This is a genomic window from Terriglobus roseus, assembly GCF_900102185.1.
GTDB classification, from domain to species: Bacteria; Acidobacteriota; Terriglobia; order Terriglobales; family Acidobacteriaceae; genus Terriglobus; species Terriglobus roseus_A.
The window spans coordinates 3,528,318-3,554,401 of record NZ_LT629690.1; the positions used below are offsets into that span (position 1 = coordinate 3,528,318).

25 protein-coding genes and 1 pseudogene are annotated in these 26,084 nt (G+C 57.1%); 8 read left to right on the plus strand and 18 right to left on the minus strand.

Features of this window, described 5'->3' with window-relative positions; translation table 11 throughout:
* Window positions 1-47: 47 nt before the first annotated feature.
* From BLT38_RS14815 to BLT38_RS14855, 8 genes and pseudogenes are all read right to left on the minus strand, one after another.
* Window positions 48-956 (minus strand): VOC family protein, encoded by a 909-nt coding sequence (locus BLT38_RS14815; RefSeq protein WP_083345874.1) that lies wholly within the window; start codon window positions 954-956, stop codon window positions 48-50.
* A 49-nt stretch (window positions 957-1,005) separates the two neighbouring features.
* The gene (locus tag BLT38_RS14820) at window positions 1,006-2,178 is read right to left on the minus strand and encodes a glycerophosphodiester phosphodiesterase family protein (protein WP_231966533.1); all 1,173 of its coding nucleotides are present in this window, start codon (window positions 2,176-2,178) and stop codon (window positions 1,006-1,008) included.
* Window positions 2,179-2,253: 75 nt separating this feature from the next.
* Window positions 2,254-3,170 (minus strand): annotated as a pseudogene (locus BLT38_RS14830) (DUF5996 family protein).
* Window positions 3,171-3,271: 101 nt separating this feature from the next.
* The gene (locus tag BLT38_RS14835; RefSeq protein ID WP_083345878.1) at window positions 3,272-4,966 is read right to left on the minus strand and encodes an acido-empty-quinoprotein group A; all 1,695 of its coding nucleotides are present in this window, start codon (window positions 4,964-4,966) and stop codon (window positions 3,272-3,274) included.
* Between the two features lie 11 nt (window positions 4,967-4,977).
* Window positions 4,978-5,988 carry a c-type cytochrome gene (locus tag BLT38_RS14840; RefSeq protein WP_083345879.1) on the minus strand — a complete coding sequence of 337 codons (1,011 nt, stop codon included), beginning with the start codon at window positions 5,986-5,988 and terminating at the stop codon, window positions 4,978-4,980.
* A 107-nt stretch (window positions 5,989-6,095) separates the two neighbouring features.
* Window positions 6,096-6,590, minus strand: coding sequence for a DinB family protein (locus BLT38_RS14845; RefSeq protein WP_083345880.1), 495 nt, complete (start codon window positions 6,588-6,590; stop codon window positions 6,096-6,098).
* A gap of 54 nt (window positions 6,591-6,644) precedes the next feature.
* Window positions 6,645-8,264 carry an acido-empty-quinoprotein group A gene (locus tag BLT38_RS14850; protein WP_083345881.1) on the minus strand — a complete coding sequence of 540 codons (1,620 nt, stop codon included), beginning with the start codon at window positions 8,262-8,264 and terminating at the stop codon, window positions 6,645-6,647.
* A complete protein-coding gene (locus tag BLT38_RS14855; protein WP_231966534.1) occupies window positions 8,261-9,097 on the minus strand; it encodes a c-type cytochrome in 837 nt (278 codons plus the stop codon). The genes BLT38_RS14850 and BLT38_RS14855 overlap by 4 nt, the downstream gene beginning before the upstream one ends.
* A gap of 170 nt (window positions 9,098-9,267) precedes the next feature.
* Here BLT38_RS14855 and BLT38_RS14860 point away from each other — a divergent pair, with 170 nt between their 5' ends.
* Window positions 9,268-11,250, plus strand: a complete 1,983-nt coding sequence (locus BLT38_RS14860; RefSeq protein ID WP_083345883.1) for a M14 family zinc carboxypeptidase — start codon at window positions 9,268-9,270, stop codon at window positions 11,248-11,250.
* 62 nt (window positions 11,251-11,312) lie between these two features.
* Here the strand turns inward: BLT38_RS14860 and BLT38_RS14865 are convergent, their stop codons facing one another.
* Window positions 11,313-12,635: a glycosyltransferase family 61 protein gene (locus tag BLT38_RS14865; RefSeq protein ID WP_172838290.1), complete on the minus strand. Its 1,323-nt coding sequence runs from the start codon at window positions 12,633-12,635 to the stop codon at window positions 11,313-11,315.
* 279 nt (window positions 12,636-12,914) lie between these two features.
* Between BLT38_RS14865 and BLT38_RS14870 the strand changes: the two genes are divergently transcribed.
* Window positions 12,915-14,267, plus strand: a complete 1,353-nt coding sequence (locus BLT38_RS14870; protein WP_083345885.1) for a flippase — start codon at window positions 12,915-12,917, stop codon at window positions 14,265-14,267.
* Window positions 14,268-14,623: 356 nt separating this feature from the next.
* Here BLT38_RS14870 and BLT38_RS14875 read toward each other — a convergent pair whose 3' ends face one another.
* Together BLT38_RS14875 and BLT38_RS14880 are read right to left on the minus strand one after the other, a co-directional pair.
* Window positions 14,624-16,294, minus strand: a complete 1,671-nt coding sequence (locus BLT38_RS14875; protein ID WP_083345886.1) for a hypothetical protein — start codon at window positions 16,292-16,294, stop codon at window positions 14,624-14,626.
* Window positions 16,287-17,003 carry an ABC transporter ATP-binding protein gene (locus tag BLT38_RS14880; protein WP_231966535.1) on the minus strand — a complete coding sequence of 239 codons (717 nt, stop codon included), beginning with the start codon at window positions 17,001-17,003 and terminating at the stop codon, window positions 16,287-16,289. Before BLT38_RS14880 ends, BLT38_RS14875 begins: the two co-directional genes overlap by 8 nt.
* A gap of 137 nt (window positions 17,004-17,140) precedes the next feature.
* Between BLT38_RS14880 and BLT38_RS14885 the strand changes: the two genes are divergently transcribed.
* Both BLT38_RS14885 and BLT38_RS14890 read left to right on the plus strand, forming a co-directional pair.
* A complete protein-coding gene (locus tag BLT38_RS14885; RefSeq protein ID WP_047490396.1) occupies window positions 17,141-17,455 on the plus strand; it encodes a PadR family transcriptional regulator in 315 nt (104 codons plus the stop codon).
* Complete coding sequence (locus BLT38_RS14890) at window positions 17,452-18,297, plus strand: hypothetical protein (protein WP_083345888.1); 846 nt, start codon at window positions 17,452-17,454, stop codon at window positions 18,295-18,297. The genes BLT38_RS14885 and BLT38_RS14890 overlap by 4 nt, the downstream gene beginning before the upstream one ends.
* Window positions 18,298-18,346: 49 nt before the next feature.
* Here the strand turns inward: BLT38_RS14890 and BLT38_RS14895 are convergent, their stop codons facing one another.
* Both BLT38_RS14895 and BLT38_RS14900 read right to left on the minus strand, forming a co-directional pair.
* Window positions 18,347-19,414, minus strand: a complete 1,068-nt coding sequence (locus BLT38_RS14895; RefSeq protein WP_083345889.1) for a hypothetical protein — start codon at window positions 19,412-19,414, stop codon at window positions 18,347-18,349.
* Window positions 19,415-19,468: 54 nt separating this feature from the next.
* Complete coding sequence (locus BLT38_RS14900) at window positions 19,469-20,044, minus strand: HIT family protein (protein WP_083347119.1); 576 nt, start codon at window positions 20,042-20,044, stop codon at window positions 19,469-19,471.
* A 76-nt stretch (window positions 20,045-20,120) separates the two neighbouring features.
* Here BLT38_RS14900 and BLT38_RS14905 point away from each other — a divergent pair, with 76 nt between their 5' ends.
* Window positions 20,121-20,342, plus strand: coding sequence for a hypothetical protein (locus BLT38_RS14905; protein ID WP_083345890.1), 222 nt, complete (start codon window positions 20,121-20,123; stop codon window positions 20,340-20,342).
* A gap of 8 nt (window positions 20,343-20,350) precedes the next feature.
* On the opposite strand, the gene BLT38_RS14910 is transcribed toward BLT38_RS14905, so the two are convergent.
* A complete protein-coding gene (locus tag BLT38_RS14910; RefSeq protein ID WP_083345891.1) occupies window positions 20,351-20,980 on the minus strand; it encodes a hypothetical protein in 630 nt (209 codons plus the stop codon).
* A 284-nt stretch (window positions 20,981-21,264) separates the two neighbouring features.
* Here BLT38_RS14910 and BLT38_RS20550 point away from each other — a divergent pair, with 284 nt between their 5' ends.
* A complete protein-coding gene (locus BLT38_RS20550; RefSeq protein WP_156785150.1) occupies window positions 21,265-21,432 on the plus strand; it encodes a hypothetical protein in 168 nt (55 codons plus the stop codon).
* Window positions 21,433-21,516: 84 nt separating this feature from the next.
* Here BLT38_RS20550 and BLT38_RS14915 read toward each other — a convergent pair whose 3' ends face one another.
* From BLT38_RS14915 to BLT38_RS14925, 3 genes are all read right to left on the minus strand, one after another.
* A complete protein-coding gene (locus BLT38_RS14915; protein WP_172838292.1) occupies window positions 21,517-22,083 on the minus strand; it encodes a nuclear transport factor 2 family protein in 567 nt (188 codons plus the stop codon).
* 196 nt (window positions 22,084-22,279) lie between these two features.
* Window positions 22,280-22,567, minus strand: a complete 288-nt coding sequence (locus BLT38_RS14920) for a putative quinol monooxygenase (RefSeq protein WP_083345893.1) — start codon at window positions 22,565-22,567, stop codon at window positions 22,280-22,282.
* Window positions 22,564-23,880: an adenylosuccinate synthase gene (locus BLT38_RS14925; protein WP_419865777.1), complete on the minus strand. Its 1,317-nt coding sequence runs from the start codon at window positions 23,878-23,880 to the stop codon at window positions 22,564-22,566. Before BLT38_RS14925 ends, BLT38_RS14920 begins: the two co-directional genes overlap by 4 nt.
* Before the next feature lie 169 nt (window positions 23,881-24,049).
* On the opposite strand from BLT38_RS14925, the gene BLT38_RS14930 reads away from it, so the two are divergent.
* Together BLT38_RS14930 and BLT38_RS14935 are read left to right on the plus strand one after the other, a co-directional pair.
* Window positions 24,050-24,376, plus strand: coding sequence for a hypothetical protein (locus tag BLT38_RS14930; RefSeq protein WP_083345894.1), 327 nt, complete (start codon window positions 24,050-24,052; stop codon window positions 24,374-24,376).
* Window positions 24,377-24,540: 164 nt separating this feature from the next.
* Window positions 24,541-25,698, plus strand: coding sequence for a hypothetical protein (locus BLT38_RS14935; protein ID WP_083345895.1), 1,158 nt, complete (start codon window positions 24,541-24,543; stop codon window positions 25,696-25,698).
* 14 nt (window positions 25,699-25,712) lie between these two features.
* Here BLT38_RS14935 and BLT38_RS14940 read toward each other — a convergent pair whose 3' ends face one another.
* The gene (locus tag BLT38_RS14940) at window positions 25,713-26,072 is read right to left on the minus strand and encodes a YidH family protein (RefSeq protein WP_083345896.1); all 360 of its coding nucleotides are present in this window, start codon (window positions 26,070-26,072) and stop codon (window positions 25,713-25,715) included.
* Window positions 26,073-26,084 lie beyond the last annotated feature (12 nt).

Below are 26,084 nucleotides of genomic sequence, written 5' to 3' on the forward strand. Positions count from 1 at the left end.
CGTTACAAACCGGAACCAATTTACGCCCTGCCGTTACTTAGCCACACTTACTTGTTTTCAATCGCTGTTGGTTGCGGCCCGGTAAAGTCAGAGCAGCAAGGCTTCCGGCGCGGCGAAAACTCCATATACTCCAGCCGACTGAGATCTGGGTCGTACAGATTCAGCTGCATTTTTCCATCCAGCCCAATCTGCGTCTTGCTGCACACAGCATCGGTGCAGCCGTTGGCCTTCAGCTTCGCCACCACCGTGTCCATGTTCTCTGTGCCGAGCGAGAAGTGATCCTGAACACCCACAGACTTCAAACTGGCTTCCGCCGGAATGTGCAGCATGTACTCAATCCAGTCCGTACCATCCGGAACCTGCGAGCTCACCCAATCATCACGGCCGTCTGTGCGCCCGCCATGCCAATACGGTTTGAAGCCAAGAAGCTCGCGATAAAACGCGTCCTCAGCCGCCTTGTCCCGTACAACATGGCCCACATGGATAATCCGAGAAGACGTCGCATTTGCAGAAGGCGCAGCCTTTGCCACGGCGCGATTCGATCCCGTCTGTACGAAGTACACCAGGTATCCATCCGGATCGTGCACCGCAAACATGCCATCTTTCAACGGCTCCGCAATCGCAACATGATGCTCCGTCAGGTAACGCTGCAACGCCTTCGCATCCCGCGTGGTGAATCCAATCGCGGCCATGCGCGAGTGTAACGACGGGTCCGTCAGCGGCACCCACTCCACCCACTGCGACGCATTCACCGGATAAACAGAGCGTGCTCCCTCTGACATCTTCTTCAGGCCGACCGTGTCGCCATAAAAGTGTTGCGACGCAGCGGGGTCCGAAGCATAGAACCGCGCAAAAGCAATGCCGGTAATCGCTGGACGCTTCTGCTGCGCACAGGCAGACAGCAGAAATGCCCAAACCATACCGGCAAATACAGCCACAAACACGCGTGTCTTCATATCGCCAGCCAATGTAGGCCCAACAAAACGCGCTGTCAAAACAAAACGGTTACTGTACGCGCAATGGCGCAGGGACAAAGTCGCTGCTCAGCGTCTTCGGATTCTCCGTCAGATAGAACGTCTGAATCTTCGGATACTGTTCCTCAATCAGCTGCAGCGTGCGGAAATCAAAGCTCTGCACCGCTGCGCGACCTTCCATGTGCTCCTTCGCAATGGTCCCGGCAAGCGCATCCACAAAAGCCTGCGGCGGCTTCGTGTGGTTCTCCATGCCCTTCGGTACCGGACGCCCCTGGCTGCTCATGGTCACATCAGGAACAATCTTCGTCTCAATGTTGAAGTGCACAGTGCGAGCATTCGCCGCACGCTCCTTCGCATGCGGATCACTCTTCCCTGCACCCGTCGTGTAGTACTCCACATAGAACTTCACAAAGCGGAATAACTGCGGCACATTCGTCGGCGCATAGATCGAAGGCATACCATCCTTCGTCGCAAACGCTACCGTCACCGGCGACAGTGAAGCATCATTCTTCTGCGCATCGCCAAAATGAATCTTGTCGCAGATCAGCGTCTTCGCCGCATCGGTAGAAGAGATATCGCGAAGATAGATGCGGTTCTCCATCGTGTACGTGGAACCATCCACCTTGCGGCAGGCCTGCGGGTTGTAGAACTGGTCATGCCAGATGGTCGAAATACCATCCGTAGAAACACCCGTATCCGTTTCCAATTCGGTCGCTAGCTGATCCAGTCCGCTCTCAAAACTCGGCAAAGTATTTTCCGGACGCAGCCCACGTCCACCACGATGCGCACTTACAACAAAGCGTTTCAGCGTTTCGTTATTCGGATTCGCCGCGCGCTCTTCCTTCAACACCTGCTGCAAAAGATCCGGACGATCGCTGATCAATCCATCCACACCCGTACGAATCACCGCGCGCATCTGCTCCGGATCATTCGTCGTCCACGGCACCACATGAACTCCCATCGCCTGCAACTGCTTCACCGGCACCAGCGGCATATCCGCAGGAGAACCCGTCATCCGCACCACAGTGTGGTCATTGGGCGACAGCAGCGGAGTGCGCGCGCCATGCTGCTTCGCATGAGCAGCAGCCTTCGTCATCAGCGTGATAAACGGATTCTGCATATCAGAAGTAGATGCGGCCTGCTGTGCAACAAGCGGCGCAGAGGCGAAAAGAAAAACAGCAGCAGTAAGCAATCGAATGTTCATAGCAAATCCACCATGGAGCATACAGATGAAGAGAAGGTAAATCACCCTGCGCACAGTCAGAAGCAATCGAAGCAACTACTCAGGCATGCCGCCCCCAACCAGCTTCGCGTCCCATCCCGCACACTCTGCACCAGCACGATAGGTCGTCTCGAAAAACGCCAGCAAATCGCCGCTCGGATCTGCTGACTGACGCAAATCGTCATAGTCCAACAGGAACTCACCCATAGCTGCATCCCATCGAGCACTCGCTGGACTAACACTTACGTTTTCAATTCCTACAGGCTGCGGATACGTGAAGGAATAGAACGCCGCCTTGGGATACGCCGCGCTGCCAGACCACCACCCCACCTCAACTAACTCTCGGTCATTGCATTTCTTCGGATGTAGTCAGCTTTAGGACCCGCGGAAGCAGGCTTGCCGTTATAGCGAACATCGCGAATATCGAGCGTCCCCCACATCAAACCAATGGGCTGTGTCTTGCCTTTGAACCGCCCTTGGAAAATCTTCATCACACGTTGCGTGCTCAAAAGAATCCGCCACCAACTCGTAACCAGCGAAGCCTCATACGGGCGCTGCTCTTTGTCCTGATCGAACGGAATCGTATTGGGCACTTCCTGCGGCTTCAAGTTAATGGAAACCTCAACGCTTGCCTTACGAAGCAGATCGAAGAGTTGCGCCGTAAACTGAGCCACCGACATAGACCGCAATGGAAGCTGACCGACAAAGCCCCAACTTGTCAGGCACACCACCTCATGCGACAGCAGATCAACATTGATCTCATAAGCGCCGTCACCATACGGGATAGGCCCAGTCGTCAAACCTTGCGCAGACAACCACAGAGGCAACTCTGCCCACTGCGGTTGAAATGGCTCGCTCAACTTCAACTTGCCCACGACCTGCAGGCACATATGAAGAAGATGCTGCGTCGCCGCGAAATCGGAATAAGGAAGCTCGGGCCAGGGGTCGAGAGAACCATTCTTCGTAACCGACATTGCATACCTCCAAGGGAGCTTCGACGGTTGATGATCGATAAAGAATCCTTCGCACCATGGCACGGCAGGCGCAGTATCTGCTGATACTACGCCCACCCGAACTACTGCAGACGAAACGCGTAGACCATGTCCCCCGCACCAGCCAGTACATACTGATGCCCATCCAGCATGTACGTCTCCGGTGCATTGCTCACAGCAATACGCGTATGCCACAACTGCTTACCCGTCGCCGATTCATACGCCACCAGGTTGCCGTGTTGATCGCCACTGAATAGAAGATGCCCAGCAGTAGCCATCACACCAATCAACGAACCACCACCCACTCCCGGATAGCGATGCTTCCACGCCGGCTTGCCCGTCTTGTAATCCATGCCAATGAGATAAGTTCCCAGCGTGCCAAGCCCAACCTCATCCTTGCCACCCAATCCCATCGCACCGCGCGGGTCCGTCGTGGCCAGGTAATACATGGCATAACTCTCGTTCGCATTCACATAGAACAAGCCCGTCTGCGGACTATACGCAGGAGGAGGCCAATTCACAACGCCGCCATTCGCAGGCGAAACCAGCGCGCCACCATAGTCAAAGTCCTTCGCCGGAATGCGCACAGGAGCACCGTTCTTATCCAGCGCATCCTCTGCCCAGTTTGGCGAATCCACCAACTTGCTCGTCAACAGATGCTCGCCCGTCGTGCGATCCAGCACAAAGAAGTAGCCGTTGCGCGCCGCGGTCATCACCATCTTGCGCGGCTTGCCCTTCCACATGCCATCCACCAACACCTGCGTCTGTGCCGAATCAAAGTCATGCGTGTCATGCGGCGACGTCTGGTAGTGCCAGGCCATCTTGCCCGTATCGACATTGATCGCAACGGTCGCACACGTATAAAGATTCGATCCCGGCCCACGCATCTGCGATGTATAAGCAGCCGTAGGATTACCCGTGCCAAGAATGTAGAGATGCGTCTCCGGATCATACGATCCGTTCACCCAGACATTGCCGCCACCATGCGAAGCCGCATCCACGTTGCGCCAGGTCTCAATGCCCGGATCATCCTTCTTCATCGGCACAGCAAACCACTTCCACTCCACATCGCCCGTCTGCGGATTGAAGCTCTGCAACATACCCGGCTCGTCTAAGTCGTTGCCCGTACCCACCAACAGATGATCGCCAATCACCACCGGCGCCATCGTTGAGAAGTACTGCAGATCAAACGACGCAATCTCCTTGTGCCAGATCTCCTTGCCTGTCTTCGCATCAATCGCAATCAGATAATCGTCAGGTGTCTCCAGGAACAAACGATCATGCCACATCGCCACGCCACGATTACCAATGTGGGTGCCGCCGCGCGTTTTCCATAAGAAGTGCCAAAGCACATGCCCATCCATGGCATCCATCGCCCACACGTTATCCGGTGTGCTGACGAACAGATATCCATCCACCTGCAGGATCGAACCCTTGATCGTACCCATCGGCGCAACAGCAGTTCCCACACCACCAACATTCGTTGGAATAGCAGCACCAGCTCCAAAGCCACCACCGCCACCGCCAGCAGGACCACCTTCGCCGCCAGTCAAACGCTGCGCCCACGCCAGCGTCAGTCCCTTCACGTTCAGCGAGTTGATCTCAGTCAACGGGCTATACCGACGCCCACTGTAATCGCCTGAATATGTAGGCCAACTATCCGGCTTGGGTTTGAGTATGTCTTTCGGGTCAAGCCACTGCGCATGCACTGCCGTGGTCACCATCGTCATCGCCGCGCACAGAGCAGCGGCACATTGAATCTTGCGAAGAATACGCATGTGGCTGTCCTTTACTTCAGCGACTCGAGGTACGCCGTGATGTCGTGGATTTCTTTATCGGTAATGGTGCGGAACATCGCGCGATGCGCCTTCAGCGGATCATGAATCTCCACCTTTGGCACGCCGTTGTTCAACGTGAAGCGATGCGTCACACCGTCGTCCGTGATGACCTCTGCATAGAAGTCATCCAGCACGCCCAGTCGTCCCGTCACCTTCTTACCGCTGACCAGCGTCACCGTCGCCGTTGTCGGCGGCACATGAAGCTGCGGAGGAGGCGGTCCACCGCCGCCTCGTCTTCCAAACGCCACCACACCGGGCAACATCCACGCCTGCTGCATGCTGCGCGGGTCCTCATACTTCGCGGCAAATCCCTTCAGATCACCATCCACAGAATGACAGGAGCCGCATAGCCGAGTGAACGTCGCCTTGCCCTCGTCTGCCTTGCCCACCACAATGTTGATCTTCTCGGTCGAGCGCATATTGCCACCCGTCTTCAGGCTGTGCAACCACGCCGCAATATCCACCACGCTGCTGTCAGGGATATCAATCTTCGGCATGCCCTGTTCTGCACGCGCACCGTGCACAATCGGCATAATCTTTTCGCCTGCGGCATCCTGCAGCACAACTTCGCTGCGCAACAGGTTCGGTCCCACCGATCCGCCACCGGCATCGGACCCATGACAGAAAGCGCAGTTCACACTGAACGCCGTCTTGCCGCGATCCAAAACTTCCTTCGGTGCTGCGGGCCGATCCGGGTAAGCCACAATGCCAAACGGTGGGGCCTGCTGCGCCGCAGCGGCATGAGTCTGATCCGCCGCCTGCGCCTGCGCACCTACATTCGGCCCGGCTGCTGCACCGCCTGTAGGACGTTCCGACCCGCCGGGACGACCTCCCCGTGGTTGCTGTTGTTGCGCATGCACCGTCATTGACGGTCGCACCGCATACCCCAACACCAGAATCCCCACTCCAACAAAGGCGCTCGATACAGCACCCTTGCAAAGACGTCTCAAAGGAAACCGCATAAAACCTGCTTTCAGGTCTTTCTGTTTATGCGCACTGTTTGTAGCATCTTCTTCCTACAGAAGAAAAGCCCGCCAACCTGGACGCATAAAGCACGGCTCCGTCGATATCACTCCCATCCCAGCACGCCCATAAACAGGTAGTCCATAGGCCATCCGGGCGCAATCCCCGCCTGCCGAACCAGCATCGCGGACTGCGCATAATGCCGTATCCCGTGCAGCAGCGTGTGGTTCAATACCGTCCTGCGCGACGCCAGCAGCACTCCCATGCTCCGCGTCTGAAAGCGGATCACCGCATGCCAGTCAAAGGCCGCATCCTGTAGAAGGTTGGTAACGCGCTCCATCATGCCGCTGTGTGCAAGACGAAATCCTTCCACCGTCACAGGCACTTCGTCATAACCCGTTTCCTGCTCGCCCATCAAACGCTGCGCGTAACGCAACTCCACCACGGCAATGTGGTGCAACAGCCCCGCAACGTTGGAAACACCGTAGACGTCACAGGAAACAGCCAGCACCTCAGGATGTCTTTCCGCCAGTTCCATCCACTTGCTGAACGTCGTATCGCTCCACGCCAGCAACTCCTCGCCACTCAAGCCCGCTGCCATAGCATCTCCTCGATACTTCCCTGTTGAAACAGGCTACAACCAGACAAGAAGTACTCAGGGCAAACGAAACGCATACAACGTATCGCCACCAGCTTCCAGAACATACTGCTTGCCGTTCAACACAAACGTCTCCGGCGCATTCGACGCACCAATATGCTGATGCCACAACTGCCGCCCCGTCGCAGAGTTATAGGCGATAAGGTTGCCATGAATATCCGGCGCAAAGAGTAAGTGCCCCGCTGTCGTCATCACACCCGCAGCAAGCGCACCAGTAACTCCGGGATAACGATGTTTCCACTTCGGCTTACCCGTCGTGTAATCAATCGCCATCAACCATCCGCCGTTCGATGGCAGATTCATCAACTGCTCGCCACCTAATCCCATCGCTCCGCGCGGATCGGTCGTCGCCAGGTAATACATCTCCCACGTCTCAGAGGTATTCACATAGAACAATCCCGTCTGCGGACTATAAGCAGGCGGCTGCCAGTTCACAATGCCTTGCGTCGAAGGCGACACCAGCGCACCGGCATAATCAAAGTCTTTAGCAGGAATCCGCACCGGAGCACCCTTCGCATCCAGCGTCTCCTCAGCCCAGTTCGTAGAAGCAAACATCTTCGAAGTTAGTAAGTGCTCACCCGTCACGCGATCCAACACAAAGAAATAACCATTGCGTGCCATCGTCATCACTAACTTGCGCGGCTTACCCTGCCACGTTCCATCCACCAGCACCTGCGTCTGTGCCGAGTCATAATCATGCGTGTCATGCGGAGAAGTCTGGTAATACCAGGCCAACTTACCCGTATCCACATTCACCGCAACCGTCGAGCATGTATACAAGTTCGCGCCCGGCCCACGCAGTTGCGACGTAAACGCCGCACTCGGATTCCCCGTGCCAAAGATATACAGGTGCGTCTCCGGATCATACGATCCGTTCACCCACACATTGCCGCCACCATGCGAAGCCGCATCCACACTGGCCCATGTCTCCAACCCCGCATCGCCCTTCTTCATAGGCGTGGCGTACCAGGTCCACTCCACATCACCTGTCTGCGGATCAAAGCTCTGCAACATCCCCGGCTCATCCAGGTCATTGCCCGTACCCACTAATAAGTGGTCGCCCAAAACATGCGGAGCCATCGTGGAGAAATACTGCAAATCAAACGAAGCAATTTCCTTGTGCCAAATCTCTTCGCCCGTCTTCGCATTCAGCGCAACAAGATAGTTATCCGGCGTCTCAAAGAACACGCGATCGCGCCAAACACCCACTCCACGATTCCCAATGTGCGTACCACCGCGCGTCTTCCACTGATAATGCCAATTCACCTTGCCCGTAGCAGCATCCATCGACCACACATTGTCAGGAGTAGTGACAAACAAAACGCCATCCACCTGCACAATCGATCCCGACACACGCCCCAACGGCGCAACGGTAGTCCCAACACCACCGCTATGCGTCACCTCGCTCGGCAACTTCTGCGACCAAGCCTGCACCAACCCCTTCACGTTCCCGGTGTTGATCTGCGCAATCGGACTAAACCGTTGCCCCGTGTAATCACCCGAGTAAGTAGGCCAGGCCTTCACATCGCGCTGCAGAATCGAAGAAGGATCAAGCGACTGCGCACCAGCAGCACTTACACACACTGCCATCATCGCTGCATAGAAATAGCGCATCATCGCAACGACTCCAGATAAGCCGTGATGTTATGAATCTCCGTATCCGTCAAAGTAGGCAACATCTCCCGATGCGCCTTCAGCGGATCGTGTAACACCACACGCGGCACACCGTTATCCAGCGGCACGGTATGCGCAACACCATCCGCAGTCGTAATCACCACAGAGAAGTCGTCATAAGCACCCAACTTCCCAGTAATCTTCCTGCCCTTGGAAACAACCGTAGCCGTCACCGGAGGCACATGCAGCTCCGGCATCCCGGGCCCTTTAATCACTCCCGGCGAAATCCACGTCTGCTGCATCTGCATCGGTTGCGCAAACTTCGCGGCAAACCCCTTCAGATCGCCATTCACCGAATGACAAGTCCCACACCGACGATCAAACGCCGCCTTCCCCGCCGCAGCATTGCCCGTCACAATGTTGATCTCTTCCGTCGGCGTCATATTCCCGCCAGTCTTCAAGCTGTGCAGCCACGCCGCAATATCCGCGACAGTCAGATCCGGCAGATCAATCTTCGGCATCCCCTGCGCCAAACGCGCACCATGCACAATCGGCAGAATCAACTCGCCATGCACATCCCGCAGCACCACCTCGCTGCGCAGCAGATTCGGCCCCACCGACCCGCCCGCCGCATCCGCCCCATGGCAAAACGAGCAATTGACGCTATACGCTGCCTTACCGCGATCCAGCACTTCCTTCGGCTGCTCCGGCCGATCCGGATACGCCACCACACCAAACGGAGCCGCCTGGTGCGTCGCCTCCGTATGCGACACAGCACCCTGCTGCGCCCGCGCGCCAACACACAGCAGCGACGCAACCACAGCACAACGCAACATAATTCGAATCACAACAGACTTTGACGCTTCCATTTTGGGGTGAACTGTTTGTAGCATCTTCGTCATACCGCAGAAAAGCAGCACCCATAAGCGACACCGATAAGCGCGCACCACCGCAGCCAAGCCACGGCCTGCGCTTTACGTTTTCTCGCACCACGGAAGGAATCCGCATGCTTCGCGCCACGTCTCTCGCCCGCACCGCCGTTCTGCTCATGCCCATCGCCGCTCTCGCGCAGACCATGCAGCTCCGCCCGCACAGCATGTACGAGCCTCCCGCCGCAGCCGCTGCAAAGTCCCTCGCCGACTCCACCGCCGGTGTACCGCAGGACGAGCTCACCACCGGCGAAAAAACCAACTGGGAGAAGACCGGCCTCTACGACGAAACCGTCGCCATGATGCGTCTCTACGAGAAGCGCAGCAAGTTCATCAAGGTCATCCCCTTCGGCACCACGCCCGAAGGCCGCACCATGTACGCCGCCATCATCAGCAAAGACAAGGCCTTCACACCCGAAGCCGCACACAAGACCGACAAGGCCGTGATCCTCATCCAGAGCGGCATCCACTCCGGCGAAATCGAAGGCAAAGACACAGCCATGATGCTCATGCGCGACATGGCCGTCACCAACCATCCCAAGCAGGCCGCATGGCTCGACAAAGCCATCTTCGTCGTCATCCCCCTCTACGAGATCGACGGCCACGAAGACCGCAGCCCCTACAACCGCGCCAACCAGAACGGCCCTGACATCACCGGCACACGCCCGCAGGAACAGCAGCTCAACCTCAACCGCGACTACATCAAGGCCGACGCCCCCGAAACACGCAACTTCCTCAAGCTCTACAACACATGGCTGCCTGACTTCATGTTCGACAACCACGTCACCGACGGCGCCGACTACCAGTACGACGTCACCTGGGACATGACGCACCACGACGACATCGGCCCCGGCTCACGCGACTGGGTCAACTCCCGCTTCATCCCGCAGCTCAACAAACGCATGGAAGCCGACGGCCATCTCGTCTCGCCCTACGGCGCTCTCCGTGGCGACGGCATGGGCTTCGCCGGTGGCGGCGGCAGCCCACTCGCTCCTCCCGCAGGTGGCGCACGCGGTAACGGCGGCGGTGGTGGTGGTGACGACCGCGCACGTCGCGCTGCCCCAGCCAGCACCAACGGTCAGCGAGACTTCAACGTCGAAGTCTTCTCCCCGCGCTACTCGCACTACTGGTCCGGCGCACGCAATCGCCCATGCCTATTGGTCGAAACGCACTCGCTCAAACTTCCCAAGACACGCGCATGGTCCAACTACGACATCATGGTCCACTCCATCGACATCGTCACCGAAGACCCGCAGGCCCTGCGCAAAGCCGTGCGTGACAGCGACGCAGCAGACGCAGCACTCGCCGGCAAGCGCGATCAGGAGATGTTCCTCGGCGGCAAAACCGCGGCCACCTCGCACCCCATCATGTACCACTCGCTCAAGCGCGGCACAGACGTAAGCCCCATCACCGGCAAACCCGTGCAACACTTCACTGCTGAGAAAGACGACTTCATGGTCAACATGCACGACGGCGTCGACACCACCGCCTCTGCACCCGTCCCCGCAGGCTTCCTCATCCCCATCGCATGGAAGTCCATCGCAGACGAACTTGCTCTGCAAGGCGTCGTCGTGGAGAAGACCACCAAGGACCTCAGCGACCAGACCTTTGAAACATGGCGATTCACCGACATCACCAAGCAGAACTTCCCCTTCGAAGGCCGCACGTTTACTGACTACAAACTGACGCCGGTCAAAGAGAAGATGCACATGCCCGCAGGCAGCTATTACATCCCCATGAACCAGCCGCGAGCCCGCATCATCATGGCTATGCTGCACCCCGCCGCACCCGACGCATTAGTGCGCTGGGGCTTCTTCGATAACATCTTCGAACGCATGGGCCGCATCGGCGCAGCCGAATACCTGAGCGTGCCCATCGCCACCAAAGAAGCCGCTGACCACCCCGAACTCTGGAAAGAATTCCAGTCCAAAGTAGACAGCGACCCAACCTTCGCCAACGACCCCGACGCCCGCCTCAAATGGTGGATCGAACGCAGCAACTACCAACCCTCAGCAGTAAACAAATACCCAATAGCCGAAGTCTGGACCAAGAACTGGTAAGGCGAGCGACTAATGTCCCGAATACCTATACCCGGCCAGAAACTTGGTCGGGTATCGCATTGTCAGTCTTCCATCACTTCCAACAAAGCACGTAGTTGATCAATATCAATCGTGATGTTATCGAATCGCGGAGAAATACCTTCCAACGTTCCGATGATGGTTCTATAGCGAATGTCCAATTCGCGGGCAATCACAGAGAAGTATGGTCGAGCCTCCATAGGATTCGAAAACTCCAACAGCTGTGTCGCCTCTGAAAAAATGATGTTAGCCAGTCCGGCCCCATGAAACCCCACAATGGAACGGGCAGATCGAAGCAGACGAACCTGTTCGATCCAAGGGTGGTCTTCTAAGTAGACCGTACTGTAGCCAAAAGTGGATAGCAGCGCCTGCACCTTAGCTTCAGTGGGGTCGGTCAGCCGTCGTTTCGCAGCGTGGGCACGGCTGATGTAGACCTTGGTTAGCCGCTGCTCTTCACTAGTCGACGCCGGAACTTTCGCGAGCAGACGATCGCGCAGCCGCAACAGCATCGTGCGATCAGGCTGACCCGATGGATCTTCAAGCTCCGCAACCCCAAAAGGAAATGGAGCCGTCGGGTAGATACAGTCCTCAACGTGGCACCAGTCGCCCTCACCCACCGTGACCACCTGACTATCCGGTGAGATACCTAGCAGTATCAGCAATTCCCTCTGAAAGCTGGCCAGTGGCGGCAGAATTAATGGATAGCGATCAAAGTCGGTACCGTCGTCAATCAGGTCAAGGATGCGGGGCACGCCCTCTAGCAGCCAATGGTAATAGCCACTGGTATAAGCCAGAAGGCAGACACCCCGGTCAAGATGGATCACTTGTTTCCGTGTCGCAATGCAGTAAGGGGCGCGCGAGCTCCAGGGCACGATGAAGTACGGATAACTCAGCAGGCGTCCGTCCTGAATCAGGCAGCTTACTTCGCCGCTTCCCACCGCCTCTACATGCAGACTTACGTCACGCAGCCTGTGCCGTGTCGTATTCACTGAGAAACGATGACCGCGAGCCGAATACGCAGGTAAAAACAAACCGCGTGTCTTGCCGTAAACCGAACCTCGAGCGGGCAACGAAGTGACCGCGTCAAGAGGTAAGGAAAAAGTCTGCGCCTTTGTGTATAGACCGAACAGCGAAGACTCTTTGCTCGAGGAACCCCTTGAGCCGGACATGCGGAACTTACGCCACTGGGTACGCAACGGTCCAAGCAGGGGCCGCGCAATCAAAGCAGCAAGGGAACGCATAAGACGCGGATAGGCAGCACGTAGGTCAGACTCCCCAACCCCATCGAAGACCGTGACCGGCCTACCGACGGCAATGGCGTACAAAATACAAACGAGCAGCTCGCCATGCGAAATGGTCGGCGTCATGAGCACAATTGAGCGCTGAGGCAAAAAGGTGCGACTCGCCGCTTTCAATTGACTAAGGTTTCTAACGAAGCTCCCTGGCCCAGTCACTGGCGAGAGCACAACGAGCTGATGGTTCCCTGGAGGCGGCTCAATCTCGCGGTGAGAAACGAAAAGGCCGATAACTTGCTCGTCCATCGGTAGAGCCACTTCAGCGGTGGGGTAAGATGGGGTGAAGATAAAAGTGGCGTTTTTCACCGTAAGTTGCCCGCGGAAGGGTTCTGAGATCGAGCAAGGTTGGACATGTTGAAGTGGTTGCAGCCTCTGGCTCGTAGTCTAAACCAGCTATCTCCAGGCCTACGGAAGGTGCTTGGCAATACCAGTTGGCTCATGATGGACCGCGTCGTTCGTTTGGGCCTTGGGTTGGTAGTAGGTGTATGGGTCGCTCGCTACCTGGGGCCCGAACAGTTCGGCACGTTGAACTTTGGAGTCTCCTTCGTAGCGTTGTTTGCCACCCTCACAACGCTGGGCTTGGAGATGATCGTCGTTCGTGAGGTGGTGCTTCGGCCCGAAGACACTCACGAAATTCTGGGCACCGCTCTTGCACTGCGAGCGACAGGATCGATTCTTGCGCCAGCGGTCGCAATTGGTGTTGTCAGCCTGCTACAGCCCAACGACGCAACAGCGCGCCTGATCGTCAGCATTCTGTCCATCGGAATGGTTTTCCTGAGCTTGGACACGATCGACTCTTTTTTCCAGTCGCAGGTAAAGTCAAAGCTGACAGTTATCTCCAAGAACTCCGCATTTCTCGTGGCAACGGCCGCACGGGTCGTGCTAATCCGCGCGCATGCCCCTCTGTGGACATTCGCTGCAGCCTTGGTAGGCGAGCAGATACTTGGCGCGATAGGTATGGCAATTGCCTACCGTAAAACGTATGGCACGTTCAGACAATGGCGCTACCGCAATAGCCGAGCAGCCAAGCTGCTTCAACAAAGCTGGCCTGTCATCCTTTCGGGCATGGCCATCATGGTCTACATGCGGATCGATATGGTCATGCTCAAAACCATGCGAGGCGGCGTGGATGCTGGAATCTACGCCGCTGCGACACGTGTCTCCGAGGTCTGGTATTTCATACCCTCGGCGATCGTCTCGTCGGTGTGGCCAGCAGTACTTCGAGCAAAAGACAACCCGCCGCTCTACTATCAGCGGCTCGGACGCCTGTTCTCAACGGTCTCGCTGCTGGCACTTTCAATAGGTGGCCTGGTTTTGCTGGTCGCAAAACCAATCATCCTGTTTCTGTACTCGGACGCCTACCGGGCTGCAGCACCGGTACTCTCGGTTCACATCTGGGCATCCGTCTTCGTCTTCCTGGGAGTAGCACAGGCACCTTGGGATTTCGCGGAAGACGCTCTTAAGCTGGGCTTCTATCGCACCTTCTCCGGAGGAGTCAGCAACGTACTTCTGAACCTGTATCTGCTGCCGCGCTACGGTGCCATGGGAGCAGCAATCGCCACAGTGATCAGTTATGCGCTCTCCTCGGTCTTCGGGAACCTGTTCAGCGCAAAAACACGACCGATCTTCTATATGCAGGCGCGATCCATCATCCTCGCTGACTTTTGGATGAAACCCAAAGTCAGCGATACTGCGGCTTCTTAAAAAGACCAGATATCGGTATCTCCGAACCTACCGCCAGAAATATCTGGGAGCTATGGGTAGATGGCCTGCGTGACTTACGTTTTCACGAAAATTCCTGTCAAGCCCCCTGAATCACTTAAACCACTCATTCCAATACAAATACAGTTGGCATGTTTTCCTGGCAGCCTCTCTACAATAGAAACAGGGACGGATTCGCAATCGCTGGCTGGGTGAATCGTCACACTTAACCTCTTTAGAAAGACGATTTTGCCCCTAACCCCAATCGGCAGACGATTTTACAGACACTCGCGCCGTAACTCCAATAGAAAGACGATTTTGCAAAAACAGGGGGGAGGGGTACCCACCGACCGGGGAAGTCAGCTACTCAAACCCAGCGTCTGCACATCCTGATCCAGTTCACCAAGAAAAGGATCTTCAGAAGCCGAGTGACTAGGCAAACCACGCAGCCAACGCTGAACCGCATGGAACACAAACACCACAACGCAAGTCTCCATCAGGCGAACCGGCGAATAGCGAACCCATCGCTCCAGAATCACCGCCAGCGACATGCAAAGCGGCACGCCGAACAGGAACACGGCAATCGTCATCGGTAAGCTGCTGCGACCCGGAAGACGAGGCCGTGTAAACGGAACGTGCGACTGACCGTAGAAGAAGATATCCGTCAGCAGCAACGCATAGATCAGTCCAAAAACACCCTGCAAAGCCAGGTCGCGAGCGCTCCATCCAAACAGCGCAAGCACCACAACAACGCCAGCCAACACAACCGCAGCAACACTGAACACAAGTACCTTCGTCGTGGTCACAACGCGTTGCGTATTCAGCGGCGCAAGCCGAAAGATCCACCGCGCAGCAAGGTCCGTTGGCAACAGGAAAGCCACACGCAAACCCGCAATCGCCCAGAACAGTAGCAACGGCACAGCGCCTTGCACACCAGTTCGCCAAAGCGACACATGAAGATGCCCCGCAACTGAACTGACCGACACGGCAAACGCAATACTCAACGCCAATCCCGCGCCACAGTAAGCAGCCAGAAGCACGTGATACTGACTCAACCGCGACAGTGTCTGCCGGATGAAGTGGAACACAGCCCGCTGATCCGCACTCCGCAACACCGTGCGATGCGCAACCCGCATCCACACACCATCGCGCAACCGCCGACCATTCACACCCTCCAGCGCAGCCCGACGCCGCTTGGCCCACGCCAACGGATACGTCAACACAACCGCCGCACACAACCAGGGCAAACAGTACACAGCCCGCAAAGCCAGCACATGGGCAAAGCCAGTCGCTGCACCACTGCCCAACAGCACTTCATACACCGACTCAAACCACAGCGGCGGAAACCACCCCGCACCCCAAACCGAGCCACCCAACAACTCCCGCAACCGCCCATCGATTGTTCCCACCCTAAGAAACACAAGCAGAAACGCAGCCACCAACATCACTTGGCACGCAGCCGCGACGTAACGAAACCACCGTTCAGGCGTCACAGCAATCACCACTGCCTCGAACGCAAGCACAGCCAGACTCGCTGCAATCCCCGCTGACATCACCGCGGTCCCGTGGGCAAGCATGGCCCAGAGAACACGCATACCCGCAAGCGCAGGCAGCAGCAGCGTCCCGAACACACTTCCCGCAACGACGAACATCAGCAGGAACAATGCGACAGCCTGTAGCTTCGCCAGGAACAGCACACGAGGCTTTAGCGGCAACGGCAACAGGATCAGGAAGTCGATACGTTCCGGAAACAGCTTGTCCCACTGCAGCGCAGTAATGCAGCCCATGGAGCAGAACGCATACACAACGAACAGGGAGTGTATACCGGCTGCGTTCCATGCCGTCGTGGGAACCGCAAGCATCGCGTTCCAGAACGCCGCCATCAACATCGGCACTGCCACCCCAGACAGCGCCCGAACCACTGGCGTGTCCGAAGTATCCCCCTCCCCCACATTCTCCGTCTGAAAGAACCGCCAGAAGAAATGCCGGGATAACGCTTGAATCGGCGTTGGAGCGCGATGTTCACGCATGCATCAACCTCACCAAATCCTCTGCTGCAGTGACAGTGTCCGTCTGCTGCACCATCTGCGCGAAGACACGCTCCAGCGTTGGCAGAGCTGTAAGCTGCGTCAGCTCCTGCGGCGCAGCATTCGCCAGCACCTTGCCACCAGCAAGGATGATGACCTGATCGCAAACCTGCTCAACCACCTCAAGCACATGCGAGATGTAAAGCACTGCTTTCCCCTCGCGCTTCAGCACCAGCAACAGGTCCTTGAACAACCTGGCAGTCACAGCGTCGAGGCCGCTTAGCGGCTCATCGAAGATGATCAGCTCTGGGTTGTGCATCAACGCCGCGCTCAGCAACACTCTCTGCTTCATGCCCTTGCTGTAGTCGGTGATGGGCGACTCTGCGGCGTGCTCCAACCCAAACAGACTCAACATGCCGCGCGCCCTCCGCGCAATCGCATCCTCTGACATCGCCCGCAATCGCCCCACCAATTGCAGGTATTCCAACCCGCTCAGGTGCGTATAAACCTGCGCCTCCTCCGGCACATATCCCAACCGCGCGCGGTACTCAGGCAGGTAGTCATAGATGCTCCGCCCCCGAAACAGCACCTGCCCATGGGTCGGTTCAATCATCCCGGTGATCACCTTGACTGTGGTCGACTTCCCGGCGCCATTCGGTCCCAGATACCCCAGCACCGTCCCCGCCTCCAGCCTGAAGCTGACGTCATCCACAGCCGGTATCCCTCGGTAGCGTTTTGTTACTTGTCGTAGTTCAAGCATTGGCAGTACCCTATGTAGCATTCTTCTTACATTGACGATTTACCGTAGTCAAGTAGATTTCTACATAGATACTTCGGAGGCTCAGTCCCGTGCCCGATCCCGCCCGCCTCTCCCACACAGCCGCCCTCATCCTGAAAGCCCTCAAGGAAGGCCTGGCCTACGGCTTCGACATCATGGAAGTCACAGGTTTGCCCAGCGGTACGGTCTACCCGGCGCTGCGACGCATGGAAGCCATGGAACTGATTGAGGGTTCGTGGGAAAGCGAGCAAAAGGCCCTGCGTGAAGATCGTCCAGCGCGCCGGTATTACAAAATTTCTCGCGCTGGCAATCAGGCGCTTGCAGAAGCAGAAAAGAAGTACCCTTTGATTGCGCAGTTCGCACGCCCAAAGGTGGCCAAGGCATGAGCCCGCACGACCAGATGCATCGCCTTCATCGCATGCTTCGCATTGCAGGTGCCATCGTGCCGAAAGGCCGGCGAAGCACGTGGCACGCAGAATGGGTCGCTGAGATCAGCTACGTTTACTTAGACGACCCAGCCGCAGCGGATAGCCTTGCGCAAGGGCTTCTGCCCGACGCGATTAGCCTCCGCAAGCTTGATTTGCAACATCGCTGGGAAAGCATCGACTGGCGATCCCCCGCGGTCTGCATCAAATTTCTCACCGGCTGCCTCGCCGTGTTGTTCGCCATCAACTTCCTTCAGCCACACGTTCGTCATTTACTTTCTTCGATCTGGGGAGTGTGGACGTTCGGCACCTTCGTCACGCTTGCCATCTTCGCGGTCCCGTCAACGGTCGTTGTCTCCGGTTATGGAGCATGCGAAGCCTACCGCGGCGACGCCGCCTCAGCATGGCAGCGCTTCGCTCGGTGGCGCTTCCTCATCACAAAGTTTGTATTGGCTGCTCTCTGCGGTTACTTCCTTGCGGTCCAGGTGATATTGCTGCTTCCACCCGTTCTGAAACCGCTGGAGGGAGGCTTGGCCATCGCATGCGGCCTGATATTCAATGCCTTTACCATGACATGGGTCTTCACTGATCAGCGGCAGCGCTGTCCAACCTGCATGCGTTCATTACGCCACCCGGCACACATGGGCGTTCCTTCCTGGAGCCTTCTCCATGCCAACGCGACAGAGGAGATGTGCGATCAAGGACACGGCTTGTTACACCAACCGGAGTGGAGAACGAGTTGGTTCGAAAACGCGCGGTGGGTGCAGTTGGATCGTACGTGGCGTGAACTCTTCCGCGATTGAGAATCCTCTGCGCTGAGTCACGCGGAACAAGCTCAATTTCAAATCGAACTCATCGATGTGGTGGGGCGACTTGCATCGGCGGAGTCGTATTGCGATCACGAAGCCATTGCACGGAGACGCCCTGCGCAGCCGTCGCTGCACCGGGTGGCAACCGATCCAGATCAGGCATATAAGCCTCTACACCGGCTTGCGCTGTGGTGCGCATGGTGCCATAAACAAGCTGCGTCTGGTAATTCGCCAGGTCCAGGTCAAACCACTCATCGTTCGCTGCATCGACAAGCGTCAGGTCAGCCTGCCGCATGGTGAGCTTTCCAAACGAAACTGTTCCACCAGAAAGCCGCAGAAAGTTATGCCACTGCGCCAACTGCTCTTCGCTCTCCGTAACGCCGCCATAGATCACTCGAGCGCGGTCGTTCAGCAATTGCACTGAAGTGATGTGGCCGTGAATATGCGGGGGCGGCAGCAGCGTCTGGGTGTCCAGATAAATGTCGTCACCGGAAACCTGCATGCCCGGAACGTTCGTCTTTGGCATCAGGTCATCCAGCTTCACATGGAACAGGCCGAAGAGTCCTTTCATCGGCACCTTCAACACGTTCACCTTTTTCACATGGAGCTTCAGTCGCCCATCGGGGAGTGGAGTCAGTTCCGCATCCAGACGAACCGGCACAGAAACGCCCTTGTGGGCCGTTCCACTGATCTGGACTTCCCCATCGCGGTTCTCCACTTTCATGTTCTTCAATGGCGGATCGCCACGCTGGCCGGAGTTCAGAAACTCCGCAGTGTCAGAAAGTTTGGCATCCACCATGCCCTTTTCGATCTCCAGCACAAACGACGATGGCACATCGAAATCTGGCGCGCGATTCCGTTCCGTGCGCATCATGCGTCCGTGAATCCATCGGACATAGACGCGAAAGTGAGGTCCCTGGTTCAGCAGGAGGTTGTGCGCCCACAGGCTTGTCTGCTGGTTATCGGGAGTTGTGGGATCCGCTTCAATCGGCTCTGGGACAACCTGCGTCTCCGTGACGGTACGCGTCGTCTTGTGTCCCAGCCAAAAGGCGAGTGCCAACAAGACCAGACCACCTGCAACTACGAACACCCGCCACCGTCGAAGATCCATTGCAGCGATGGATGCAGAAATCCGCAACTTCGCCGTATGAATCACTCGTATGCACTAAGCGATGGGCAATCCAAGCGCACCACGCAAACGCTCCCACGTGACGCTGAGCGATTCTGGCAATACGCGCGTCTCCGCAGTGGCAGTCATGAAGTTGCTGTCGCCAAACCAACGAGGCAGTACATGCAGATGAAGATGCTCCGCAACGCCCGCACCAGCCGCTTCGCCGAGATTCATGCCCAGATTGATACCGTCCGGGCGGTATGTCGCACGTAGGGCTGTCTCCATCCGTTGCGCCAGTGACATCATCTCAGTGGCTGCGTCTGATGGAAGCTTCGCCAGTGAATCGAGGTGTTGATACGGCACCACCATCACGTGACCTGATGTGTACGGGAACGCATTCAGACAAATGAAGTTGTGCTCTGCCTGAAGGAGAACGCCAGCAGCTTTCTCCGCTTGTGTGGCGGGCATAACGCCCTCGCGAATGGCCCACTGCACTGAGCCGATCATGTTCAGGAAAACGGAGCGATGATCTTCCGGATAGCCATTCAACTCCGTGGGAACGCCCTGCCGCTGCTTCCTCTTTTCACCGGTGATGTACGCGTAACGCCATGGGGTCCAAAGCCTGTCCATCATCGCAGTATAGCCAGCGGTGCCGTGTCATCTTTCCACGACGTGCAAGATACCCGGAATCGATGATTTGCATCCCATGCTGCACAGGGTTCGTCCGCCAGTGGCCATCTTTCGCATCATCACGTACTTAATCCATGCGATGGCTGCAGCCATTGCCTCACTGGCTGTTGCCATCCTGTCTCATCTGTTGCCGGTTCTGCTGATTGCAGCAGCAACGGTGGTCGCCATCGCGGTCCTGTGTACTTCCTGCGGCATCCGCGGATTTGCATTTCTGCGGCGCCGCAAACAGGACGAATAGCGTTTACGCTATCGCGGCCCCTGCCCAGCGCCAAACCGATAGGCAACACCAGCTGATGCTTGTACACTCCACACCGATCCACTAGGTATGACCGGTGTATTCCAGTGCTGGGCCTGGACCTCTGCCTTCAATGAAATCTGCCGCATGACATCGAACTCCGCACCACCGCCGAAATCGTAGATATTCGTCGCGGTTTGCGTATAGTTAAGCGGGATCGGGGTATAGACGTTGTAACCACCATCCTGATAATTCATCTGGCCGCGACCGAAGAGACCATCCGCATATGGACGAATTAGTTTTCCGGTCACGTAGGAAACCCGCGCACCGCCAAGAATAGACCTCTCCCCCACGATGTGACCGCTATCGAGCGGATAACTGCCGCGCACTTCTGCGCCCAGCATGAAATTGCCGAAGGAAAGAAAGTCCAGATCTCCGCCAGCTGTAAGCGTCAGGTTCTTGCCACCGTTGCGATGCGTGGCGCTCCCAAAGCTGCCAACACCCGTATACGTGCCACCAGCCATAACGAATGCGGATGCCGCCATCTTGCGAATTGCCGTGGGTTGATTGGCTTGCGCCAGCGCCTGGGAGTTAGAGCCAATCAGGAACAGAGCCGATAGAAAAACGAAAGCAGGCTTCACAGAATGTATTATCGCCCTTTTCATAAGAGAAACTTCACCGTTAGAAGCCGTCCTTTAAAGACACGATGCCTATTTCTTAACGGCTTACGGCATTTGACGACATAATTGCGATCCCAGGTACGGATGCAACTTCTGCATCGCATTTTCCATCCCATTGATGGTGGGCCTTACGGCTCCCCCAGAAAGACAATCGGGAGAATTTTATGATCGGGACTCAACGTTCCTGGCGCACCGATGCAGGAATCCGACCCGGCTCCACTCGCCGGCGGATGGATTCCCCCGAGATGGCCGCCTCCCTTCCGGGACGGCGCACTGCCATCGCGATGTCTGAACCCGAAGATGCTCAATTAACAGGTATGACGCGCTCTCTGGATCGTCGTCTGCTGGCTCTTAACCTTAAGCCCGTCGCCTCTGCTTCCTCTCAGCCTGCTCAGACTCTGAAGGTCGCATAGACGGAACCGAATCCTCCCCCAGGTACACAAAAGCCCCGCATGCCGGGGCTTTTTCGTGTCTAAAACTTCAACCGGCTATAGAGATCAATGATCCTGGCTGGGCCGTAGGCTCAATGGCGTGCCACGGTGCATACCCATTTCATCCGGCCCGGACACACGCGTCGCTTCCAGATTCAAAACGTGCCACTGTCCGTTCGGCGCGCGACCATAAACCTTTGTATAGCGGAAGACAGCATTCACTGGATGGCTGTCCAACTGGCCAAGTACGCGCACCTGGGAAACCACTACCGCAGCGGCCGGCTGCATCCGCACCTTGATGTCCATAACGTCAATGGTGGTAAACGCATTGATACCGGAACTTACACGTTGCAGATACTGCTGCTTATCGGAAAGTGTGCCATTCGCGGAGATGGCGAGAAAATCGTCTGCCATCAACTTCTCCAACACTGCTGTATCCGCTTTCGTCAGCGCATGCAGCCAGTTCTGCTCCAGCAATTCAATCTGGTGCGACTCCGCGCGACGATTTTCCTTCTTCTGTCTTGGCGGCTTGTCCGCGTAGGCAGACAACACGACGCTGCCGCACAGGAGCAGGCACAAAACCGCGGCGACCGTGCGGGTGGAACGAAACGGGATGTGCATGCGGCAGTGCATTGAGAATCGCATCCTACTCGGAGGATTCCGCTTTCGTCAAAACAGTTGCACGGAACTGCGTGGAACAGCGGCTGACCAGCAAATTTGGCCAGCCGTTTTCCAAATTTCACAGGTGAGTGCGTATCGTCATCCTGCCGCAAATCCAGCGCCAAGTCCAATGCTTTTTGCATGAACCTGGCGCGATCCGCTGTGTGACTTAGACGATTTCCTGAAGCGTCTCCACCGCACGTTCCCGCATCTTGCGATACAGACCGTTCGTGGCCCACTGATCAAAGTGTCCCGACGAACGATGTGCCTCGAGAGCCTCTGCATCCTGATACTGCTCGTAGATCACGATGACATCAGGCTCAGCTTCGACGGAGTGCGCCACATAGCTGACGCAACCCGGTTCCTGGCGCGATGCCGCTCCCAGGTTCTGCAAAATGGAGCGGATTTCCGCGCGATCTTCCGGCGCAAAACGCATGCGAACGGTAAACGAGATCACAGACCCGCCTCCACATTCGTTGCCACGTCAAACTCGGGCACAGAGAAGGTCTCGTTACGATCCGGACCAGTGCTAACCATGCCAATGCGAGCGCCGCTGTTCTCTTCCAGGAAGCGCAGGTACTTCTGCGCATTCGCCGGCAGCGACTCAAAGTTCTTCGCACCCACTGTCGACGTCTGCCAGCCCGGCAGGTTCTTGTACACAGGTTCGATGTGCGCATAGCTGCGAACATCCGCCGGGATAACGTCCGTCTCCACACCGTCAATGCGGTAGTGCGTGCAGACCGGAATCTCCTTCAGTGAGTCCAGAACGTCCAGCTTGGTCACAACCAGCCACTCCGTACCGTTCACCATGTTGCTGTAGCGCAGCAACGGCAGATCCAGCCATCCGCAACGACGCGGACGTCCTGTCGTTGCACCGTATTCCTGGCCACGCGCACGCAGTTCATCGCCCACTGCAGTGAAATCTTCTGTTGGGAACGGGCCTTCGCCCACGCGCGTGACATACGCTTTGGTCACACCAATCACGGTGCCGATCGTCGTCGGGCCAACACCGGTGCCAATCACTGCTCCGCCAGCCGTTGCGCTGGATGACGTCACAAACGGATACGTTCCGTGATCGATATCCAGCAGAGCGCCCTGTGCGCCCTCGAACATCACGCTCTCGCCATCCTTGATGGCCTTGTTCAGCAAAATCGCTGTGTCCGTAACGTACGGCGCAATCTGCTCCGCATATGCTGCGTACTCTTCGTAAATCTTCGCGGGGTTCAGCGGCTCCGTGCCAAACAGCGCATGCGCGATCTGGTTCTTCTCATTGCAGGCGTTCGTGATGTGAGTGCGCAGAAGCTGCGTGTTCAGAAGGTCCACAACACGCAGACCGTTGCGGTGCATCTTGTCTTCGTAAGCCGGTCCAATACCGCGCGACGTGGTGCCAATCTTCGTGCGTCCCGGCGCGTTCTCCGCAGCCAGTTCAATCATGCGGTGGTACGGCAGAATCACCTGCGCGCGGTTCGATACGAACAACTGTCCGTCCACCGGCAGGCCCTGCGCCTTCAGCATCTTGATCTCGTTCAGCAGCGCCGCCGGATCCACCACCACGCCATTGCCAATGATTCCCAAGCAGCCTTCGCGCAACACACCGCACGGAATCAGGTGCAGAACAAACTTCTTGCCGTCGATGATGACCGTGTGGCCCGCATTGTGGCCGCCTGCGTAACGCGCAACAACCTTGTAACGCTCGCTCAGGACGTCGACAATCTTGCCCTTACCTTCATCGCCCCATTGCGCGCCCAGAACTACTGCTGTCTTTTTCATAGCCATTTAAAAAAATCTCCACACACACGCACACACCACTAAAACCGGCCTGCAACAGCGCCGCCGAGGACTTCCGCGCAATGTCAATTGGATGCGTTCGACAGGCGAACGGGGACGAACTGCCGCCTGCCTCATTTTATACTGGGCGCCTGTACCAGAGGAGCTTAACTTGGAGACCCCCGAAAGCAGTTTTCACGCCTGGATTCTCACGGGCAACGCACTGAATCTTTTGCTCCGCGGTATTTCCGCGGATGCGTTCACTGATGCCGCCATGCGCGAGCACCTGGTGCGCCTCGATGAAGAGCTGAAAGATTTCCCGCCGGACGAGATGCTCGCCCGCCTTCACGCCTTGCCGAAAGAAGACAAAGTGTTGCTGACCGCCGCGTCAAAGCAGGCAATGGCAATTGCCGGAGAGAACGCTGAGATCATGCTGGGTATCGCGCGTCCAGAAGCTGAGGCCGTCCTGCGCCTGCTCGCGCATGAAACGTCTCACTAAAAACACCGCCGCAAACTGTTTGAAAACAGACACATTCATCGTCTGTAAATCCTACAGTTACATCCCTTGCACCGTGTTTTGTGCAAGCATTCGTTTTCTGGTGACCTTCCATTCGCACATTGTGCCCAAGCTGAGGGCAGACAGCGCCTCGGTGGGAGCACATCATGAAAGCGACGCACTCAACCATCTCGTGCCTCTGGAAGAACAAGGAAGCATCCGCTGCATACACCACGGGTGTCTCCCTTCACAGCCATACCAGCATGTCGGAGGAAAGCCTCTCCTTCATTCACGACATGAGCAAGGGTCTACCGCTGGTCAAAAAGCTGTTTGATCACTACACCGCAAAATGCCGCGACACCTATGGCTTGACGCTCGACTTTCAAAGCGCACACTGGCGCCCGCCGCTACGCCCTCTGATGGCGTATGACCTGGAAGAACGTCAGATCACCGATCTTGATCTCAAGCCGCTGGTATCCATCAGCGATCACGACAACATCGACGCGCCGCTGCAAATCCGCATGGTGCCGCACGCCCGCACCGTGCCCGTCTCCGTGGAATGGACAGCGCCGTGGGGACGCACCTGCTTCCACCTCGGCATTCACAACCTGCCCACCGCCGATGCACGCGCATGGATGGACCGCCTCGCCGCAGCCACCGCCAGCACCGACGAATCCGAAGTAGAGTCCATCCTCCGCGATCTACACGCCATCCCGCAGGTGCTTCTTGTCTTCAACCATCCTCTGTGGGACCTCTACACCGTGGGCAACGATGTTCACATGGCAGAGGTGCGCAGATTCCTCGCGACAGTAGGCGACTGCATGCACGCCATCGAGCTCAACGGCCTGCGCCACGCCAGCGAGAACCGCCAGGTAAGCACACTGGCCCGTTCCACCGGCCATCTGCTCATCAGCGGAGGCGACCGTCACGGTCTGGAACCGAACGCAAACATCAACCTGAGCTACGCGCAGAACTTCCATGAGTTCGTGCATGAGATTCGAGTGGAGCGTCGCAGCCACGTGCTGTTCATGCCGCAGTACGCGCAGCCCTGGAAGCGCCGCATCCTCGCCTCCACGCTCGACGCCGTAACGGACTATCCCGACTTCATGCCCGGCTGGCAGCGTTGGGATGAACGCGCCTTCCACAAAGACCGTGAAGGCGTCATGCGCCCGATGAGCGAACTCTGGGAGGGTGGTAAAGCACCGCTTCCGTTGTTGCTCGGCATCCGCGCTGTCCGGATGGCGCGGCACGGCACCGTCGCCCGTTCCATCGGCGTCGCGTTTCCTGGCAACAACGACTTCCGTGCGGATTACGAAGTCCTCTAAACCCTAGCCCTGCTTCAGTGCGACACAAGCAGATAAACGGCGATCGCACTTCCGATGATCGCCAGCAGTGCCGCGACGACAATCGCCGTACGTGACACTGCTGGCTTCCATGATCCTTCGCGCAATTGGCGGATGAGCTGCAGGTGCTGTGCAATGGACACCACCAGCACCACAACTCCCAGCAGAACCACCGCGACGCCCGCATAGACGGAAAGCCCCATCTGCGCATTGCCACGCATTTGCCGCAGAAATAAAGCAAACCGCGCCACCGCAAAGCCCACGCCCATCAGCGCGAGCCCGGTACGTATCCACGCTAGGAAGGTGCGTTCCGCTGCAAAGTAAATGCGCGGATCATCCTGCGGCAAATCTGCCATCAACAACGCTCC

Coding starts and splice junctions, on each gene's coding strand:
- BLT38_RS14820 (WP_231966533.1), bottom strand. CDS start 2,178: ATGAACATTCGATTGCTTACTGCTGCTGTTTTTCTTTTCGCCTCTGCG.
- BLT38_RS14935 (WP_083345895.1), top strand. CDS start 24,541: ATGAAAGCGACGCACTCAACCATCTCGTGCCTCTGGAAGAACAAGGAA.
- BLT38_RS14915 (WP_172838292.1), bottom strand. CDS start 22,083: ATGCACTGCCGCATGCACATCCCGTTTCGTTCCACCCGCACGGTCGCC.
- BLT38_RS14860 (WP_083345883.1), top strand. CDS start 9,268: ATGCTTCGCGCCACGTCTCTCGCCCGCACCGCCGTTCTGCTCATGCCC.
- BLT38_RS14855 (WP_231966534.1), bottom strand. CDS start 9,097: ATGTTGCGTTGTGCTGTGGTTGCGTCGCTGCTGTGTGTTGGCGCGCGG.
- BLT38_RS14925 (WP_419865777.1), bottom strand. CDS start 23,880: ATGAAAAAGACAGCAGTAGTTCTGGGCGCGCAATGGGGCGATGAAGGT.
- BLT38_RS14865 (WP_172838290.1), bottom strand. CDS start 12,635: ATGACGCCGACCATTTCGCATGGCGAGCTGCTCGTTTGTATTTTGTAC.
- BLT38_RS14940 (WP_083345896.1), bottom strand. CDS start 26,072: ATGGCAGATTTGCCGCAGGATGATCCGCGCATTTACTTTGCAGCGGAA.
- BLT38_RS14845 (WP_083345880.1), bottom strand. CDS start 6,590: ATGGCAGCGGGCTTGAGTGGCGAGGAGTTGCTGGCGTGGAGCGATACG.
- BLT38_RS14840 (WP_083345879.1), bottom strand. CDS start 5,988: ATGCGGTTTCCTTTGAGACGTCTTTGCAAGGGTGCTGTATCGAGCGCC.
- BLT38_RS14895 (WP_083345889.1), bottom strand. CDS start 19,414: ATGGATCTTCGACGGTGGCGGGTGTTCGTAGTTGCAGGTGGTCTGGTC.
- BLT38_RS14890 (WP_083345888.1), top strand. CDS start 17,452: ATGAGCCCGCACGACCAGATGCATCGCCTTCATCGCATGCTTCGCATT.
- BLT38_RS14850 (WP_083345881.1), bottom strand. CDS start 8,264: ATGATGCGCTATTTCTATGCAGCGATGATGGCAGTGTGTGTAAGTGCT.
- BLT38_RS20550 (WP_156785150.1), top strand. CDS start 21,265: ATGGCCGCCTCCCTTCCGGGACGGCGCACTGCCATCGCGATGTCTGAA.
- BLT38_RS14900 (WP_083347119.1), bottom strand. CDS start 20,044: ATGGACAGGCTTTGGACCCCATGGCGTTACGCGTACATCACCGGTGAA.
- BLT38_RS14870 (WP_083345885.1), top strand. CDS start 12,915: ATGTTGAAGTGGTTGCAGCCTCTGGCTCGTAGTCTAAACCAGCTATCT.
- BLT38_RS14815 (WP_083345874.1), bottom strand. CDS start 956: ATGAAGACACGCGTGTTTGTGGCTGTATTTGCCGGTATGGTTTGGGCA.
- BLT38_RS14835 (WP_083345878.1), bottom strand. CDS start 4,966: ATGCGTATTCTTCGCAAGATTCAATGTGCCGCTGCTCTGTGCGCGGCG.
- BLT38_RS14905 (WP_083345890.1), top strand. CDS start 20,121: ATGCTGCACAGGGTTCGTCCGCCAGTGGCCATCTTTCGCATCATCACG.
- BLT38_RS14875 (WP_083345886.1), bottom strand. CDS start 16,294: ATGCGTGAACATCGCGCTCCAACGCCGATTCAAGCGTTATCCCGGCAT.